This is a genomic window from Paenibacillus albicereus, from assembly GCF_012676905.1.
GTDB classification, from domain to species: domain Bacteria; phylum Bacillota; class Bacilli; order Paenibacillales; family Paenibacillaceae; genus Paenibacillus_O; species Paenibacillus_O albicereus.
Genome location: NZ_CP051428.1, coordinates 391,390 through 408,045 on the forward strand (window position 1 = coordinate 391,390; position 16,656 = coordinate 408,045).

Here is a 16,656-nt window from a genome sequence, read left to right on the forward strand (position 1 = left end):
CAAGGAAAGGAGCACGGACATGGCAGCTTATGCTCTGGAGTTCAAGAAATCGTTCACCTTGACCGCATATGGCTTTTCGATTCAATCCAAGGTTCAGGATCGGCAGGCAATGCACAAGGAAAAAGCCGAGTTTTGGGACAAGCTGAAGACAGACGGGCGTTTCAGCAAGCTCAAGGAAGCTGCGAAAAACGATCGCGAATGGTCGGTCAACGAGGTTTATCGCGGAACGGCATGGAATTATTTTGCGGTAGAAGCCGGCAGGTCCGTGCCGGATGCAACGCGCATCATTGAATTCCCGGAGAGCGAGTATATCGTCGTCGCAGGAAGCGGCGACAAGGAAACGCTGTTCGATGAGCTGACTTACCGCGCTTTTGGCGAGGTGCTGGCTCAGGTCACGGATTATGCTTACGTCGGCGGGCCCAATGCGACCTATCGCGAAGATAGCGGCGACGGCACGTTCTACGGGGAATTCTGGGTGCCTGTGGTGAAGAGATAGGTCCGTCGTGACGCAAGGAACGAAGGAAGAAGAGCAGAGGGCGCCCCCTGCTCTTTTTGCCGATCATGCCTTGCCCATGCCTTCGCCCCGCGTCGTTGGCGCTGTTGATCGGGGCGGAGGAGGTCGGATGCTCCGGAGACAACGGCTGCGGCCAGGTTTGGAGGAGCCCCGGAGAGGGGAAGAGCTGGGAGAGGGAGCGCGAAAGGAGAGAGAACGAATGCCTGACCAGGAAGCCGGATGGCGGACGGCGGCTTTTTCGATGGGCTGCTTCTGGAGTCCGGAGGCGCTGTTCGGCGCGCGGGAAGGCGTGCTCGCCACGCAAACCGGCTACGCCGGCGGCGCCGCGGAGGCGCCGACGTACCGCGAGATGGGCGATCATTCGGAGACGGTGCTCGTCCGTTATGACGCGGCGGTTGTTTCGTACGGGGAGCTGCTGCGGCTGTTCCGGGAGCATCATGATCCGGCCAACACGAACGGTTACAAGGGGCGGCAGTACCAGTCGATACTCCATTGGACCGAGCCGGAGCAGCTCGAGGCGATCGAGGCTTGGCTGGAGGAGCGGCGCCTGGCGGGACTGCCGGAGCCGGATACGGAGATCAGGGAGCTGGGACCGTTCTTCCCTGCGGAGGAACGGCATCAGAAGTACTACCTCAAGCGCTATCCCGATGCCTGGGAAAAGCTGCTCGGCCTGTTCCCGTCCCACGCAGAGGCGGAAAGCTCCCGGCTGGCTTGCCGTCTGAACGGGCTGGCCAAGGGCTTCGCCAACCGCTCCGCGCTGCTGGACGAGCTGGAGCGGTGGACCGGCGAAGCTCCGGAGCGCCGGCGCGAGCTCGCTGCCGCCGTGCGCAGCATCCGCTGGTAGCGCGGCGGCCGCGCTCGCGACAGCTAACGCCAGCTACGGTTGCTGGCGGGGGCATAGCCGCAGGATCCCGCCGCCTCTTGCCAAGCCCTGTCATCCCGCTATACTGGAGCTATAGCATGAATAGGGCCGTGAAGCACACGCCGCCTCCGTTCGTTCCCGTTTCCGGGAGCGCGCGGGGCGGCGTTTTGCTTTTTATCGGGAACGAACGAGGAGGAGACGAGGATGGCAGACTTCAAGCAAGCGTACACGGCATGGCTGGAGGAGGAGGTACAGCGGGAGGAGAATGTCCGGCGCAAGGAACGGCTGGCAGCAGGACTTGGACATGGCACGGAAGAATTTCTGCGAAGAGCATGGTTCCCGGCCATCGGAGGGTTCCAGCACCTGCATCCGGAGTGGGAAGTCCGCGACATGGGTGGAGGCTGCCGATACATTGACCTGGCATACCTGCCCCCGGCCGGCGGAAGAAGCGCGTTCGAAATCCAGGGGTACGGTCCTCACGCCCGGGATCTGGATGTGCGCCGCTTCAAGGACTTGAGCTGGAGGCATAGCTATCTATCGATAGACAGCTGGATGGTCCTTCCGGTCGCCTATCCGTCGATCCAGGAGGAGCCGAAGCGCTGCCAGCAGCTGGTGCTCGCCTTTGTCGGCAAATTTGTTGCAATGAGCGTATCTCGGAAGCTGAACTGGCAAGAGGCCGAGATTCTCCGGTATGCGTATCGGCAGATGGTTCCTTTTTCAGCTATAGAGCTGTCCGAACATCTTATGGCATCCGAATCTCATACACGAAAGCTGCTGGGAAAGATGGTCGATGGGGGCTACCTGAGCATCGTCAGCGGAAAGATGCGCTATCGGTTGTATGGCCTGTCGGAACGCTCCCTTGCCGAAGGGCTGGCGACGAGTCAAATCGTTAGCAGGCCAAAATCGGGAGGCCAGGAATTTTAACGACGCGTGGGAAGCTTAGCCGGTCCAAAGGCGAGGAAAAGCGAGCAAAAGGAGGCGATTGGCTGCTGGAAGCGTCTGACGCGTCGTTAGCTTTTCGAGAGTACGGAAAAGGGGCTTCTAAGCGTTTCAGCCGTCGTTAGCGTGGGGGAGGAGTTGCATGCAGAGCATCTGGCCAGCGTCTCCTACGCCTCCGCGGGTTTCATAGTCGTTAGCGCGGGGAGGAATGGTATGGTCCATGAAGCGCTTCATTTAGGAAGAAAAGTAACGTTTGAGGGAGCACGAAGGACGTTGGGGGAAGCGATTTGTTGGCGGGGCGCTGGGAAAGCTGCTAAAGGCGCCGCGTTGGTACTGAACGAATTGGAGGCTGCTACGCGTTGGTACTGAACGAATTGGGGCTGCTACGCGTTGGTATGAACCGGGATGTAGGGGGTGCGACCGCATTTGTGGCGGGAATAGAGTGTTGAAAGCGCGCCTCTTGCCGACGACGCTGAGTGGGGGCTGCCGCTCGTCGGAATGCTCCTTAGCCGAAGGACTAACGACGAATCAGACCGTTAGAAGGCCGAAATGGGTCGCACTGAAATTCTAACGACGCGTAGGACGCTTAGCCGCACCAAAGGTGAGGAAAAGCGAGCAAAAGGAGGCGATTGGCTGCTGGAAGCGTCTGACACGTCGTTAGCTTTTCGAGAGTGCGAAAAATGGGCATCTAAGCGTTTCTGCCGTCGTTAGCGTGGGGGATGCCGTGACGGTGGGGAAGGCGGAGATCATGAATCGCGCGCGGCGCGGGTCTGCGGAGGTTGCATGGGTGAATCGAACGCTGCGCGAGCAGACGGAAACGCCGTTCAGCGGGACGAAAGCTCTCGTTTTCAGAAATTCGGCGTGCTCGTCCAAATGGAAAAAAGCCCGCTCCGCCGTAAAGGCAGAAGCGGGCATCCGGTTTCGTTCGGTCTTCACGAAGAGTCGGCTCCGGCTCAGAAAGGATTCTGCACGTGGTAGAACACGTTCGGGCTGGCCATGCGGTAGTAGTAGCTGCACCAGCCGACGCTGCCGCCCTGCTCCAGGTTCACGCTGCTGTACGGCAGCCGCTCCTGCTCCAGCTCCTCGAGCCGGTCCGCGTGGCCATCGAGGTAGTCGCGCAGGCGCATCGCGGCCGTGTCGAGACGCGTCAGCACGCCGCCGTAGCGGATGTCCAGCACCTCCCAGCCGAAAGGCTTGAACATCGACAGCCACTGGCGCCGATGCGCCTCGCGCAGCGCCCGCACCGACTCGGCGATGCGCGGCAGCAGCTCCGACGCGAGCCGCTCCAGCTCCGCGCGGTCGTCTGCATCGTAGGCGGCCTTGAGTTTCAGTCCGGCCTGGCTTTTCCAGCGCAGCGCGCTGCACAGCCGCTCCGGCACCTCGAACAGCGGATCGAGCGCCGTGCCCGGCCGCCGCGACGAGGCGATCTGCGCCTCCAGCTCCGCATAGTGCGCGTCCAGCTCCAGGCCGGCGATCTGGCGGTCGAACAGGCCGAGCAGCACGTCCTGGTACAGCAGGAACTTGGACGGATTGGTCTGCTTGCGGTTGCCCGGCTCCGCGCCGGGCGTCTCGTCGAGGCCGCTGAGCAGCAGGAACGACGCCGCCTCGGTACCCGTGCAGGCCAGCGTGCGGGCCTCGACCCGGCTCCATTCCGGCTTGCCGTCGCAGTAGGCTTGCTCCGCGTAGTATTGCAGGCCGAGCAGCGCGATGAACGGATTGCTTTCCATGCCGTCGTCGCCCCACATCGTCGCGTACACCTCGTCCACACCCTCGGCCTTGCAGGCGAGCAGCGCCGCTTCGGTCGCCGCCAGCGACAGGCCGTAGTTGACGCCGAACGTGTTGAATACCCAGACGCCGCCCGCGAACACGACGCGGCAGCCGAGCGGACGGTGCTTGCCGAGCTGCGCCTCGTAGTGCTCCGGCTCGAAGTGATTGTAATCCCAGTACACCATGTCCACGTCGGACGGAATGTGGCGGGCCATCTCCTCGGGGATGACCGTGTTCCGGTCGAAATGCTCCGCTCCATTCGCGGAAGCGAGCTTGAGGAACATATCGCTCCACATCATCGGGGCCAGGCCGCGCCGGCGCACGATGTCCAGCACCGCCTGCAAATGCCCGGCGATGATCGGGAAGCGGCCGGCGAAGCCGTGCAGGTCCAGATGCTTGCCGCGTCCGACCTCCTCCGCCTCGTCCATGCCGATGTGGATCTTGCGGCTGCGGAACGGAGCCGTCGCCCGCTCGATCATCCGCTCGACCAGCTCCATCACGCGCTCGTCATCGGCGAGCAGCGCGCCTTTGGTGTCTTTGTAGCCTTTGACCGGCTCCCACTTGAGGAACTCCTCCAGATGGGCGAGCGTCTGGATGCTCGGGAACGCCTCGATGCCGAAAAGGTCCGCGTAGTCGTCGATCGCCCGCAGCTCCTGCTCGCTATAGCGTCCGCGCATATAGCCGAAATACGGCTCGCCTGGAATCTCGTACGTATCCTCCATGTACAGCATGACGCTGTTCAGCCCCATGAGCGCCATCCGGCGCAGCAGGTCGCGCCAAGCCTCCAGCGTGAGCACGCCGTTGCGCGACAGGTCGAACATCGGCCCGACCGTGCCGATCCGCTGCTTCTCCTCCAGCTCCCATGCTTCGCCCTGCACGCCCTTCTCCAGCAGCAGCGAAAACGCGCGGAAAAACTGATGCTTGCGCTCATAGCGGATCCATGCCTGTCCGTCGCCATAGCCGGCCGCCAAGCCTTCGCCGCCACGCTCGACGCGGACCGTTACGTTCCGGCCGTCGGCAGCGCTGTCTCCGCCGATCTCCGTCTTCCATCCCAGCCCGAGTCCATCCGTCAGCTCGCGCAGTCCGGCCTCCACCTCGCCGAGCTCTCCGATCCATCTCCATGTCGTATCCATCGTCGCTTGCCCCCTATGCCCTCCGTCGCCGCACGGCCGCTTGCGCCGCCGGCGCGGGCTCCATGATCCTGTCCTTCATTGTACCGGATGGCAGCCCGCTGCTGAACGGTGAGAAATCAACGAAATAGGGGGCCAAATCGCGGGAGATTGCGTCGTGTGCCGGCAAAGGATAAGCTGGGAGAAATGCTGCGGCAGCCACGCAGACGAGGAGGACAATGAATGGACGGCATGCTGGAAACGATCCTGGACAGCCTCGGGCTGGAGGGAAGGCTGGCCGAGGTGCAGCGGGTCCAGACCGCGCATCGCATGAGGCTGGCGGAGTTCTGGGCCATCCGGGAGGGCGCGCGCGTGCTGGAAATCGGATGCGGGCAAGGAGACACGACCGCGGTGCTCGCTTGCCTGGTCGGTCCGTCCGGCTTCGTGCACGGGGTTGATATCGCGCCGCCCGGCTACGGAGCGCCGATGACTGTAGGCGAGGCGGCGGCAAGGCTGCAGCAGTCTCGAATCGGCGGTCCGGTGCGGGTGGAGTTCGGCCTCGACGTGCTGCGGGACGAAGTGGACTTTGGGGACCGTGCCTTCGACGACATCGTCTTCTCCCATAGCTCCTGGTACCTGCAGTCGCCGGAGCAGCTGGAGCGGCTGCTCGTCCGCGCGCGGCGGTGGGGCCGCCGGCTCTGCTTCGCCGAATGGGACCCGCGCATCAGCCGGATCGGGCAGCTGCCGCATCTGCTGGCCGTGCTCGTGCAGGCGCAGGCCGAGTGCTTCAAGACGGGCAGCGAAGCGAACGTCCGCACGCTGCTCGCCCCAGCGGACATCACACGGATCGCGAAAGCCGCCGGATGGAGCGTATCCGGGGACGCGGTCCTCCCGGCTGGCGGCCTTCAGGACGGAGGCTGGGAGGTCGACCTGGCGCTGGGGCCGCTGGCCGAGGAGCTGCCCCGGCTGGAAGGCCTCCCCCGCAAGAGCCGCGAGCTGCTGGAGTCGCAGCTTGGCCTGCTCGCCGCATGCGTCTCTTCCGGCCAACGGATGGAGGCGATGGACAGCTGGGTGATGACGGCCGTCTGAGCCTCGGGACGGCTGCGGTTCGGCGCTGCGGCGGCCGGAACGGGCAAGATTCAACGTGTTGTCACACATGAAGGACATGCCGTTGCCTATAATGAAAGTATCAACAGGCAATGCGAGAAGGAGGATCATCCGCCTTGAACGAGTCTCCGAATTCCATCCAGCCGACATCCGGCCGCAATTTCACGGCCTGGATCATCGGCATTTCCTTGGTGGCGAACGCCATCATTCTGGCGCTGTTCTTCGGGCCGATCGGCTACAAGGGCAGCGTCGGCTGGGACATCACTGTCCTGCCGCGCATCAACGCCATCCTCAACAGCTTCACCTTCATCTTCCTCGTGGCCGCGCTGGTGTCGATCCTGCGCAAGAACATCAAGCTGCACAAGGGCTTCATCCTGGCGGCGTTCTCGTCGACGCTGCTGTTCCTGGTGACGTACCTGACGTTCCACTACCTGTCCCCCGAGACGGCAAAGTTCGGCGGCGAAGGCATCGTGCGGCCGATCTACTTCACGATCCTCATCACGCACAGCTTCCTGGCGGCGGTCATCGTGCCGCTGGCGCTGTTCGCGCTCGTCTGGGGCTGGACGATGCAGGTGCAGAAGCACAAGCGCATCGTGCGCTGGGCGATGCCGATCTGGCTGTACGTCAGCTTCACCGGCGTCATCGTGTATCTGTTCATGGCGCCTTATTATGTGAGCGGCTGAGCCATACGCCTTAAAAGCCAAAAACCGGAGCTCCCATCAAGGGGGCTCCGGTTTTTGGATTGGCAGCTCGACGGTCAGCCGCCGAGCTGCTTCACTTGATCCAAAATCTCGGTGATCTGCGTCAGCGTCTGGCCGATCTGCGACTGCTCGATCGCCTGGGCGGTCAGCTGGCCGCTGTTCACTGTCTGCAGCAGGCTGTCGATCTGGCCGTTGAGCACGCCATTGGCCTGCTCGAGCTTGGCGTCGACCGCCGAGGCGAACTCCGGCGCGGTCAAGCCGTTGAAGGCGGCGATGTCCGACTTCATGGCCGTCAGCTCCGACTCCAGGGTTGCCAGCGCGTCCGGATCGGTCAGCGCCTGCTGCGCCAGATCGGGCAGCTGGTTCGAGAACTGGCTCGCTTCATTGATATAGGTCGTCGCTTCATTCACATAGGTGAGGGAATCGTTCACGCCGCCGATCGCTTCGTCGACGCTGCCCGGCAGCGAGCAGCCGGCCAGGAGGGCAGGGGCGAGCAACAGCGCCAGCAGCCGCCGGCGTCCGAAGGATACGGCTCGCGCGGGAAGGCGGAGCCGGTGGTTGTGGGTCATCGGTTCATCATCCTTTCGCGTGTCGTTGCTCTCCTTTACTCTCCGCGGAGCCGGATGGTTTCACCTTTCGCCGTCGATCATGCCTTTTCAACCGATCGGGGGCGGGTACATGGGTAGCAGAAGCCGAGAGGGAAGGCCGAATGAGGACTAAAAGACCGATTCATCCACGGGCTGGCCGTATCGGGTAACACTTGGTATCATATCTCAGGCAAAAATCAGATGCTCTATGCTTGTGACAAAGACAGCAAATGCTTGTGACAAAAACAGCAAAGAGCGGAGCGCGGTGGCCCGAAGGCTTCGATTGAATCTTGCCTTCTCCGGACGGAAGCCGCCTCGCCCTCGTGAAGCGGACCGGACAGACCGTCAAGCTCGTCCTGTCCGGTGCCCACGCCCTTGGCCGCGTGGCGGTACTGGTCCCGGGTCCAGACCGGCGTCCGGCCGCAGACGCTTCCGAGCCGCCCGGCCGCGATGGTACGCTGATTCCATCGAGCCAAGGAGGCGAAAAGGCGATGGGCATTTCGAGGGAACAAAAAGGGAGAGGGCTGTACATCCTTCTTACCGACACCGGCACGCTGTTCACGCGGCTGATTAAAACGTATACGGGAGCGCCCTACAATCACGCCTCCTTGGCGCTGGACCCTTGCCTTCGGCAGATGTTCAGCTTCGGTCGCAAAGACCTTGCTCATCCTCTGGCGGCGGGATTCGTCCGGGAGGAAGCGGAACGCATGTGCCGAGAGTACCCGAGGACGACCTGCGCGCTGCTTCGGCTCGACGTTACGGAGCAGCAGTATCAGAGAGCCTGCGGCGTCATCCGTTCTTTTGAACAGACCGAGGACCGTTACGGCTACAACCTGTTCGGGCTGCTCGGCTTCGTGCTGAACCTGCGGTTCGAGCCGAAAGACCGCTATTTCTGCTCGCAGTTCGTCGCCCATGCGCTCGAACGAAGCGGGATTGCCTTGTTCGACCAGTCGCCGGCGCTGACTGCTCCTCATCAATTCCTGGAGCATTCCGAGCTGGAGATCGTCTACGAAGGCCCGCTCTCCGCCTATCCGCTGCTCGACCGGGGAGGCTATGGCGCGGAACCGGCAGAGGCGGGAATCCGGCTGTTGCCGAACAGGGCCGCTGTCTGAGGCGGGCAAGGATCGGCTGGATCAACCTTGAAAACGAGTCGTTGACGGTTCCGGGAGGATAGCTTCCCAACTGGACTTGCGCTGCGCAACTAACGGCAAGCTAACAAACGGGACAACCCATTCCAAGAAAGAGCAAGACGCTCCCTATTTCTTCCTGCATCTGTTACCTATACTCGAAGGAAGAAATGTAACCGCTTGCAAAAAGCGGAATCCACCTCATTTCAACAGGGAGGAAACCATGACCAAAACGACCCCTTGGCTGGCCGGGGCGCTCGCCGCCGCGCTCGCGGCTTCGCCCGCCGCTGCAGCCGCTCCAGCGGGCAGCCTGCCCGGCCAGGCTGCCGCAACCGTTTCCGCCGATGCGCAGGGACATTGGGCTCGGGAAGCGATCGTGCGCTGGACGGAGGCAGGTCTGCTGACCGGCTATCCCGACGGGCGCTTCCAGCCGTCGAAGACGATGACGCGGGCCGAGCTCGCGGCGGTCATCAACCGCTTGTTCGGCTATGCGGCCGACGGCTCCGCCGCAGCCTTCCGCGACGTGCCGTCGTCCGCCTGGTATGCCCAGGCGCTCGCCGCAGCGCGTGAGGCCGGGTATTACCAAGGCGACGGCGCGAACAAGGCGCTGCCGGACGCGGCCGTCAGCCGCCAGGACGCGGCCGTGCTGCTGGCGCGGGCATTCGAGCTGCAGGCGGCGGACGGAGCGGCGGCTGCGGGCTTCAGCGACAACGCCTCCATCCGCGCTTATGCGCGAGAAGCGGTCGCCGCGCTGCGTCCGGCGCTCGAAGGCGATCCGGACGGAGCATTCCGTCCGGACGCCAAGCTGACGAGAGCCGAGGCGGCGCAGCTGCTGGATCGCCTGGTGGCGGCGTATGAGGCCAAGCCGGGAGCGGAGCGCAGCGGCGAGGCGGAGGGACATGCCGTCGTGAACGCGGACGGCGTCAAGCTCAAGGACATGCGGATCGAGGGCAACCTGTACCTTGCCCCCGGCATCGGGGACGGCGACGCCGCCCTGGAGCGCGTGCAGGTGGCCGGCACGACCCGGATCGCGGGCGGAGGCGAGCATTCCATCCATGTCACCGACTCCACGCTCGGAGAGACGGTCATCGAGCGCAAGCAGGGCAAGGCGCGCCTCGTGCTGACCGGCGGCACGGTGCAGCGGCTGAACGTCCGGGGGACGGCCATCGTCGAGCTCGCCGGCAGCGCGTCGGTCGAGGTGCTGGAGCTGGGTGCGAGGGCCAGCCTGACGATCGGGGACCAAGTCCGTATCGGCAAGCTGGCCGTGCCGCAAGGAGGAAGCACGGTCAACGGGCAAGCCGTTTTGGCCGGCGAGTACCGCTGGACGGACGGAGCGCTGGCGCCGATCGGCGCGGCCTCTCCTGCGCCGTCGGCCGTTCCGAGCACGACGCCAGCGGCAACGCCGGCCGCGACGCCGACACCGGCGAGCTCGACTCCGGCTCCTACGGCCGCGCCTACTGCTGCGCCGACGGCGACTCCGGCGCAGACCGTCACGCCAGCGCCGACGGCCACGCCAACGCCGACGGCCACGCCAACGCCGACGTCAACGCCGCAGACGATCGACCTGGTCGACCGCCAGGCGACGGCGGAGACCCGCTCTCTTTTCTCCTATCTGAACGAAATTCGCGGCACGGGCATCCTGTTCGGCCAGCAGCACGCGACGACGGAGGGCCTCAGCATCACGGAGCGCGACGGCACGCAGTCGGACGCCAAAAACGCCGTCGGCGACGACCCGGCCGTGTTCGGCTGGGACACGCTGAGCCTGGAGGGCCATGAGAAGCCGGGCGTCAAAGGAGATCCGCTCCAAAGCCGCGACAACCTCGCCGCCGTCATGAAAAAAGCCTACGAAAGCGGCGGCGTGCTGACGCTCAGCGCGCACATGCCGAACTTCGTCACCGGCGGCGATTTCTATGACCTGCGCGGCAACGTCGTCTCGACGATTCTGCCGGGCGGCAGCAACCATGATGCGTACAACGAGTTCCTCGACCTCGTCGCGGACTTGGCCCTGCATCTCAAGGATGACGGCGGCAAGCCGATTCCGGTCGTCTTCCGTCCGTTCCACGAGCAGAGCGGCAGCTGGTTCTGGTGGGGCGCGGCATTCACGACCAAGGAGGAGTACAAGGAAATCTTCCGCTATACAGTCGAGTACCTGCGCGACCGCAAAGGCGTGCGCAACTTCCTGTACGCCTACTCGCCGGGAGGCGGCTTCGGCACGGACAAGGAGCGCTACCTGGAGACGTATCCGGGCGACGGCTACGTCGATCTGATCGGCTTCGACAGCTATTACAACGGCGAGGGCCAGTCCTGGTTCGACGGCGTGGCCGTCGAGGCGGCGACCGTCTCCCGCGTGGCGGACGAGAGGGGCAAGATCGCGGCGCTGACCGAATTCGGCTACCAGAAGATGAAGACATCCGGCAACGCGACGCCGGACTTCTACACCCGGCTGACCGCCGCCCTCCAGTCCGATCCGGACGCCAAGCGGATGGCCTACATGCTCACCTGGGCGAACTTCGGCGATACGTCCACCTACGTCCCGTATCCGCGCGCCGAGGGCGAGCCGAACGAGATGCTGCCGGACTTCATCCGCTTCTACGAGGAGCCGTACACGCTGTTCGCGCAAGGCGTCCGGCATGCCTACGACCGCAGCGTCCAGGCGGCGGAAGAAAAGCCGTTCGTGCATGTCGCCTCGCCGACGAACCAAGCGACGGTCCGCACGTCCAGCTACAAGGTGCGGGTGCGCGTGCTGCACGCGGACGGAGCCCGCGTCGTCATGACGGCGGACGGCATGGCGCAGGAGCAGCCGCTGGCGCTGAATCCGGCGACCGGCTTCTATGAGGGAGACTGGCCGATCGACGGCCGGCTGAACGGCACGGCGGCGAGCGTGACGGTGCGGGTCTACGTGGCGGACGGCAGCCTGCTGCAGGAGGAGCGCAAGACGGTGGCGGTGAAGATTCCGGAAGCGCTGCTGGGCGAGTACACGTTCGACGATGGACTGGAAGGAGCGTCGAGCGGCGGCGGCTGGAAGGCCGAGGTCGGAGAGGCGCAGCGGGCGGAGTGGGACGGAGGAGGCGCGCTCAAGGTCGACGTCGGCGGCCTCGACCCGGCCGAGACGTGGCAGGAGATCAAGCTGCAGCTGAACGGCGCCGCGGCCAAGCTTGGCCTGACGGACATGAGCCAGGTCCGCCGCGTCAAGCTGGATGCGTACATCCCGCTGGAGCTGGGCACGGCGAGCGGCGGCGAGGCGAAGATCCAGGCGTTCGGCATGCTGCCGCCCGACTTCGAGGCGAAATACGGCATGGGCACGACGCAGGTCCGTTTGAACGAGCTGCCGACGGTGACGGTCGGGCAGCAGGTGTACGCGCATTACGCGCCGGAGTTCGACCTGACCGATCTCGCCAAGCTCCAAGCATCGCAGGAGCTGTACGTCTCGCTGGCGGGCAGCGGCCTGTCTGGCGCGGGCAGCATCTATATCGACCGCATCGGCCTGTACAGCATGTTCGTCGACGCCTCGCTCGATCCGGCGTCGGTCGATGACTTCGAGGGCTACATGGGACAGAACGAGGCGCTGGCGACCAAATTCGTCCATGCCGGCGGCGACAGCGCCTCGGCGTCGTTGGATTCCGCGCGCAAGAACGGCGGCGGCTACGGCCTGAAATACAGCTACACGCTCGGCTCGAGCGGCTACGCGGGCATCACCAAGTCGATGGGCGGCGCCGACTGGTCGGGCTCCAACGTCCTCCGGTTCTGGTACCAGCCGGACGGCAAGGGGCAGAAGCTCGTCATGCAGATCAACGCCTCCGGCAAGACCTACGAGTACTACCCGGACACGACGGGCACCGAGCCGCAGCTCGTCGTGGCGCCTTTCCGCGACTTCCAGCCGGCCAACGGCGCGACCGGGACGCTGACGCGGCTGAATCTCAAGAGCGTGAACGCCTTCTCGATCTATACGAACGCGGTGCCGGACGGCCATCAGCTGTCGAGCGCGATGTACTTCGACGACATCCGGGCGCTGACCGATCCGGACGCCGGCACGGTGCCGAGCGGAGAAGGCGGAGCCGGCCTGCCGAAAGGCGTGCTGCAGAACTTCGAGCAGTCGCTCGGCGGCTGGGCAGCGGGCGGGAACGACATCGGCCTCGGGGCGGCTGCGCTTGCTGCCGATGGCGGCGGCCAGGCGCTGGCGGTGACGATCGGCTCCAGCCCGGAGGCCGGCAAGAACGGCGAGATCGCCCGCGTCGGCGCGCTCGATCTGAGCAGCGGCTCCAAGCTGCGGCTGCGCGCCCGCATCGAGGGCGGCAGCGCCTCGGCGCAGCTGTTCCTCAAGCATGGCGGCGGCTGGTCCTGGGCGGCGGCGGACGGCAAGCCGCTGACGAGCGAGTACCAGTGGTACGAGATCGATCTGGACGGCCCGGACAGCTACGGCAAGCCGATCGACAAGTCGTTCCTGCAGGCGATCGGCCTGCAGGTGTACGACGCGACCGGCGGCGGCACGGTGTACGTCGACGACGTGACGCTGGAGTAGCAGCGACCGGAATTTTGCGGCGGACGCCGGATTGCCGCAGGCCGAGCAAGGGTAGGAGCTCCCTTGCTGGAGCCGGCGCGGCAGCAAGTCATGCCAGAAACGGGACGAGGCGGATAGGGATTCCGTCTCGTCCCGTTTTGCTTTTCAGCCGGTACGTCCGCCATCCGCTCCCCCTTCGCGCGGCGATGACACCGCAACATCGCGCTGCGCTTCTCCTGATATAACGGAACAGCAAGGCGACCAACCGAACGAAGGAGAGGATCACGATGATGAACAGGCTGGAAGGAAAGACCGCGCTCGTCACAGGAGCAAGCCGGGGCATCGGCCGTGCGATCGCGCTGCGGCTGGCGAGGGAGGGGGCGCTGACCGTCGTCCATTACGGCAAAAGACGCGAGGAAGCCGAGCGTGTCGTGGAGCAGATCGGCCGCGAAGGCGGCCGTGCGCTGGCCGTCGGCGCCGATCTCGCCACGGTGGGCGGCATCCGGGGAATGTTCGAGCAGCTGGATCGGGACCTGGGGGCGGACACCGGATCCGTCCGGTTCGACATCCTCGTCAACAATGCCGGCATGGGGCTGATCCAAGCGATGCAGGAGACGACGGAGGCATCGTTCGACCAGGTGATGAGCCTGAACGCGAGGAGCCCCTTCTTCGTAGCGCAGCACGCGGTGCCCCGTCTGAACGACGGCGGACGGGTCATCAATCTGTCGTCGTTCGTGACGAAGGCCGCATCGCCGAGCGTGTTCGCCTACAGCATGAGCAAGGGAGCCGTCGATACGTTCACGCTGGCTCTGGCAAAGGAGCTGGCGCCGCGCGGCATTACGGTGAACGCCATCCAGCCAGGCGTCATCGATACCGAGATGAATGCCGTCATGCTTCAGGATACGGGAGGGCGGGCGTATGCCGCCGGCCTGTCCGCCTTCGGCCGCTGGGGCGAGCCGGAGGACGTGGCGGACATCGCCGCGTTCCTCGCTTCTTCCGACAGCCGCTGGGTAACGGGGCAGCTTCTCGACGCGAGCGGCGGCTCCGCTCTGTAGGGGCGCGAACCCTCAGGGAGCGGCACGACTCTCGCGGCACCCGTCCGGTCGGGCCGGCCCGGATGGCTGCCCGGCGCCAACGCTCTCTCGCGCGGCTCTTCCCGATTCAAGCAAGCGTCGCCGATTTCGTGTAGGATGGAGGAAAGAAACCGGCGCGCCCGTCTGTCGGAGCATGGCGGGGCGGTAGAGCGCGCTGCGGGAGGTTGCGGCATGAACGAGAGCAAGAAGGAAGAGGCCGTCGTGAGGCTGGACGGGCTGGCCGTCGTCAGCGGCGATGGGGCAGCCGAGGCTGCGGAAGACTCGGCGGCAGAAGGTCGGGGAGAAGGAACAGGCCAGGAAGGCTCCACGGAGAAAAGTCCGGTTAAGGAAAGCCGGAGCAAAGAAGGCGAGATCGCCGAGTGGATGGTGGAGACGATCCGCGACAGGGGCATGCTCCGCCAGGAGGAGGCGATCGCCCATGTGCGCGCCGTCTACGGCGAGGCGTACGTGTTCGTCAACGAGGCGGGCAACGCCTCGCTGGAGAAGGAGGTCAAGAAGGCGTTCCGCAAGCTCCATCGGGGGCGGATCGCCTGGGACCGGGACGGCTTTTTCTGGGCTTGGACTTAGGTGGAGCCGGGAGGCGGCGCTTGCGGCGAGAGAGGCCACGCAAGCGTCGCCTCCCTTCTTCTGAGCCGCGGGAGCGAAGGGATTCGAGCCGCAGCAAAGGCGGGTGGAGCCGAAGGGGCCGAAGTCAGAAAATTTTTCCTTTTTGCTGGAAGTCCGGTTGCAATTGCTTTCATGGATATGCTACCATAACCGTAATAACCACTCGGCTGAATCTTCATATTGGTTGCGTTATTGCTCAATAACCCTGAATATGTTGCATCTCAGATACAAAGGTTAGATCCCAGCACGGCAGGAGGTGCAACACATGCAAAGAGGTACAGTAAAATGGTTCAACGCCGAAAAAGGCTACGGCTTTATCGAAGTTGAAGGTGGAAGCGATGTATTCGTACACTACTCCGCCATCACGGGCGAAGGCTTCAAGACGCTGGACGAAGGCCAAGCGGTCGAGTTCAACGTTGTTGACGGAAGCCGCGGACCGCAAGCCGAAAACGTCGTGAAGCTGTAAGCTTCCGATTCGGCAAGCGACCCAAAAGGCTGCCTGCTCATCCACGAGATGAGCGGGCAGCCTTTTTTTGCGCTCCTCGTCCGGCCGCAGGCGGCGTACTCGGTCCGGGACGGCCGGTTCGGCAAAGTCAGGCCTCTCCTTTAGTCAGCATATAGCTATGCTGCTTCGGATTTTCCCGAATTTCCTTTGCCAGCTCCTCGTAGGTCTCTGTGAGAATCACGGTGCGGACTCTCTGCGCGTTCGGGTCTCGGGGCTGCAAAAAACCGGATGCAATCCACTGCTTGACCTTTTCACGAGCCGTGCGGTCTCTCATGTCCAGAAGCGTCATGATTTCGGATACGGAGACTTCCTCCTGCTTGAAAATCAGCTGACGGTATACTTTTCTTTGATCCATGTCCAGCCGACGAATCGGCTCAGGTTCTACATGGAGCAGTTCCTTGTTTTTTTCCTGGACAATCTCCGCTGCTTGCGTGAACACCTCGGCCAAACCTTCCATAAAGTACTCCAGCCATTGCGTCACGTCCGCGTCGTGCCTGCCGAAGTAGTAATTATGCGGAAGCCCCATCTGCAAGGCCTGATAATAGTCGCTTAAATTACGATCATAGAATTTCTCGAGCACGAAAATTTTCTTTAATCCAAACTGTCCCCTACGCAAGATATACGTAGCAATCATTCGAGCCGTTCGGCCATTGCCGTCCATGTAAGGGTGGATCGTCAGAAATTGCCACATCGCAATGCCCGCCCGAATTGGTGCAGGGAGCTTATGCGTTTCCGGAGAGTTGAGCCAGGCCACGTAGTCTTCCATGAGCACAGGGACGTCGGAGGGCTCTGGAGCCATATAAAAGCCGGCCTCGTTTCTTCTTCCCACGACGACTTGCTGTTCCCGGTATTCGCTGAGCCTTGGACGGCCGCCACGGCTGATTTTGATGATGGCATGCAGTTTTTTGACCCACTCTTCCGTAATGGGCAATTCTCTTGATTCCGCATCATCTAGGAACTCAAGGGCTTTCATCAGGTTGTAGACTTCCTGTTCTTTCTCGATGTCGCTATGTTTGTAGAAAACGGCTCTTTTTTTGTCATCATCCAGCTCGTTGCCTTCGATGCGGGTCGACAAAAGAACGGTTGTTTCCTTGGCTTCCTTTTGAAGCTGCTCCAAGATATCGACTGGCATAGGAAGCTGTTCGACAATGACGCTGGAACGCTGAATTTCCAATAAGCTGTTCAGCATCCGAATGGTGGTTTGAAAACGAGGATGAAACATGCCATCCCTCCTTGTTTC

Annotated in this window: 13 protein-coding genes; 10 read left to right on the forward strand and 3 right to left on the reverse strand. The window is 63.4% G+C overall.

All coding sequences use genetic code 11. The annotated features are described in order from the left end of the window. Window positions 1-19 precede the first annotated feature (19 nt). The 3 genes from HGI30_RS01790 (at window position 20) to HGI30_RS01800 (ending at window position 2,300) form a co-directional block, all read left to right on the forward strand. Window positions 20-496: a GyrI-like domain-containing protein gene (locus HGI30_RS01790; RefSeq protein ID WP_168906125.1), complete on the forward strand. Its 477-nt coding sequence runs from the start codon at window positions 20-22 to the stop codon at window positions 494-496. A gap of 217 nt (window positions 497-713) precedes the next feature. Then, window positions 714-1,358: a peptide-methionine (S)-S-oxide reductase MsrA gene (locus tag HGI30_RS01795; RefSeq protein WP_168906126.1), complete on the forward strand. Its 645-nt coding sequence runs from the start codon at window positions 714-716 to the stop codon at window positions 1,356-1,358. 222 nt (window positions 1,359-1,580) lie between these two features. Beyond that, window positions 1,581-2,300, forward strand: a complete 720-nt coding sequence (locus HGI30_RS01800) for a transcriptional regulator (RefSeq protein ID WP_235680285.1) — start codon at window positions 1,581-1,583, stop codon at window positions 2,298-2,300. Between the two features lie 968 nt (window positions 2,301-3,268). Here the strand turns inward: HGI30_RS01800 and HGI30_RS01805 are convergent. After that, entirely contained in the window at window positions 3,269-5,215 is a 1,947-nt protein-coding gene (locus HGI30_RS01805; protein ID WP_168906127.1) for a beta-N-acetylhexosaminidase, read from the reverse strand. Between the two features lie 219 nt (window positions 5,216-5,434). Here HGI30_RS01805 and HGI30_RS01810 point away from each other — a divergent pair, with 219 nt between their 5' ends. Next, a complete protein-coding gene (locus HGI30_RS01810) occupies window positions 5,435-6,280 on the forward strand; it encodes a methyltransferase domain-containing protein (protein ID WP_168906128.1) in 846 nt (281 codons plus the stop codon). Between the two features lie 134 nt (window positions 6,281-6,414). Continuing rightward, the gene (locus HGI30_RS01815; protein ID WP_235680286.1) at window positions 6,415-6,981 is read left to right on the forward strand and encodes a DUF420 domain-containing protein; all 567 of its coding nucleotides are present in this window, start codon (window positions 6,415-6,417) and stop codon (window positions 6,979-6,981) included. A 74-nt stretch (window positions 6,982-7,055) separates the two neighbouring features. Here the strand turns inward: HGI30_RS01815 and HGI30_RS01820 are convergent, their stop codons facing one another. After that, window positions 7,056-7,568 carry a DUF6376 family protein gene (locus HGI30_RS01820; RefSeq protein ID WP_168906130.1) on the reverse strand — a complete coding sequence of 171 codons (513 nt, stop codon included), beginning with the start codon at window positions 7,566-7,568 and terminating at the stop codon, window positions 7,056-7,058. A 509-nt stretch (window positions 7,569-8,077) separates the two neighbouring features. Between HGI30_RS01820 and HGI30_RS01825 the strand changes: the two genes are divergently transcribed. From HGI30_RS01825 to HGI30_RS01845, 5 genes are all read left to right on the forward strand, one after another. Then, window positions 8,078-8,698, forward strand: a complete 621-nt coding sequence (locus HGI30_RS01825) for a hypothetical protein (RefSeq protein WP_206109997.1) — start codon at window positions 8,078-8,080, stop codon at window positions 8,696-8,698. A 238-nt stretch (window positions 8,699-8,936) separates the two neighbouring features. After that, on the forward strand, window positions 8,937-13,232 hold the full coding sequence (locus HGI30_RS01830) for a glycosyl hydrolase (RefSeq protein WP_168906131.1): 4,296 nt from the start codon (window positions 8,937-8,939) through the stop codon (window positions 13,230-13,232). Between the two features lie 269 nt (window positions 13,233-13,501). Beyond that, a complete protein-coding gene (locus HGI30_RS01835; protein ID WP_168909665.1) occupies window positions 13,502-14,266 on the forward strand; it encodes an SDR family oxidoreductase in 765 nt (254 codons plus the stop codon). Between the two features lie 390 nt (window positions 14,267-14,656). Beyond that, window positions 14,657-14,872: a DUF6953 family protein gene (locus HGI30_RS01840; protein ID WP_407945028.1), complete on the forward strand. Its 216-nt coding sequence runs from the start codon at window positions 14,657-14,659 to the stop codon at window positions 14,870-14,872. 304 nt (window positions 14,873-15,176) lie between these two features. Further along, window positions 15,177-15,377 (forward strand): cold-shock protein, encoded by a 201-nt coding sequence (locus HGI30_RS01845; protein WP_028599355.1) that lies wholly within the window; start codon window positions 15,177-15,179, stop codon window positions 15,375-15,377. 127 nt (window positions 15,378-15,504) lie between these two features. On the opposite strand, the gene HGI30_RS01850 is transcribed toward HGI30_RS01845, so the two are convergent. After that, window positions 15,505-16,638: a Fic family protein gene (locus HGI30_RS01850; RefSeq protein ID WP_168906132.1), complete on the reverse strand. Its 1,134-nt coding sequence runs from the start codon at window positions 16,636-16,638 to the stop codon at window positions 15,505-15,507. Between the last annotated feature and the right edge of the window lie 18 nt (window positions 16,639-16,656).

Excerpts from the sequence above, each read along its gene's own strand:
- HGI30_RS01790 (WP_168906125.1), top strand. The coding sequence starts at position 20 with ATGGCAGCTTATGCTCTGGAGTTCAAGAAATCGTTCACCTTGACCGCA.
- HGI30_RS01795 (WP_168906126.1), top strand. The coding sequence starts at position 714 with ATGCCTGACCAGGAAGCCGGATGGCGGACGGCGGCTTTTTCGATGGGC.
- HGI30_RS01800 (WP_235680285.1), top strand. The coding sequence starts at position 1,581 with ATGGCAGACTTCAAGCAAGCGTACACGGCATGGCTGGAGGAGGAGGTA.
- HGI30_RS01805 (WP_168906127.1), bottom strand. The coding sequence starts at position 5,215 with ATGGATACGACATGGAGATGGATCGGAGAGCTCGGCGAGGTGGAGGCC.
- HGI30_RS01810 (WP_168906128.1), top strand. The coding sequence starts at position 5,435 with ATGGACGGCATGCTGGAAACGATCCTGGACAGCCTCGGGCTGGAGGGA.
- HGI30_RS01820 (WP_168906130.1), bottom strand. The coding sequence starts at position 7,568 with ATGACCCACAACCACCGGCTCCGCCTTCCCGCGCGAGCCGTATCCTTC.
- HGI30_RS01825 (WP_206109997.1), top strand. The coding sequence starts at position 8,078 with ATGGGCATTTCGAGGGAACAAAAAGGGAGAGGGCTGTACATCCTTCTT.
- HGI30_RS01830 (WP_168906131.1), top strand. The coding sequence starts at position 8,937 with ATGACCAAAACGACCCCTTGGCTGGCCGGGGCGCTCGCCGCCGCGCTC.
- HGI30_RS01835 (WP_168909665.1), top strand. The coding sequence starts at position 13,502 with ATGAACAGGCTGGAAGGAAAGACCGCGCTCGTCACAGGAGCAAGCCGG.
- HGI30_RS01845 (WP_028599355.1), top strand. The coding sequence starts at position 15,177 with ATGCAAAGAGGTACAGTAAAATGGTTCAACGCCGAAAAAGGCTACGGC.
- HGI30_RS01850 (WP_168906132.1), bottom strand. The coding sequence starts at position 16,638 with ATGTTTCATCCTCGTTTTCAAACCACCATTCGGATGCTGAACAGCTTA.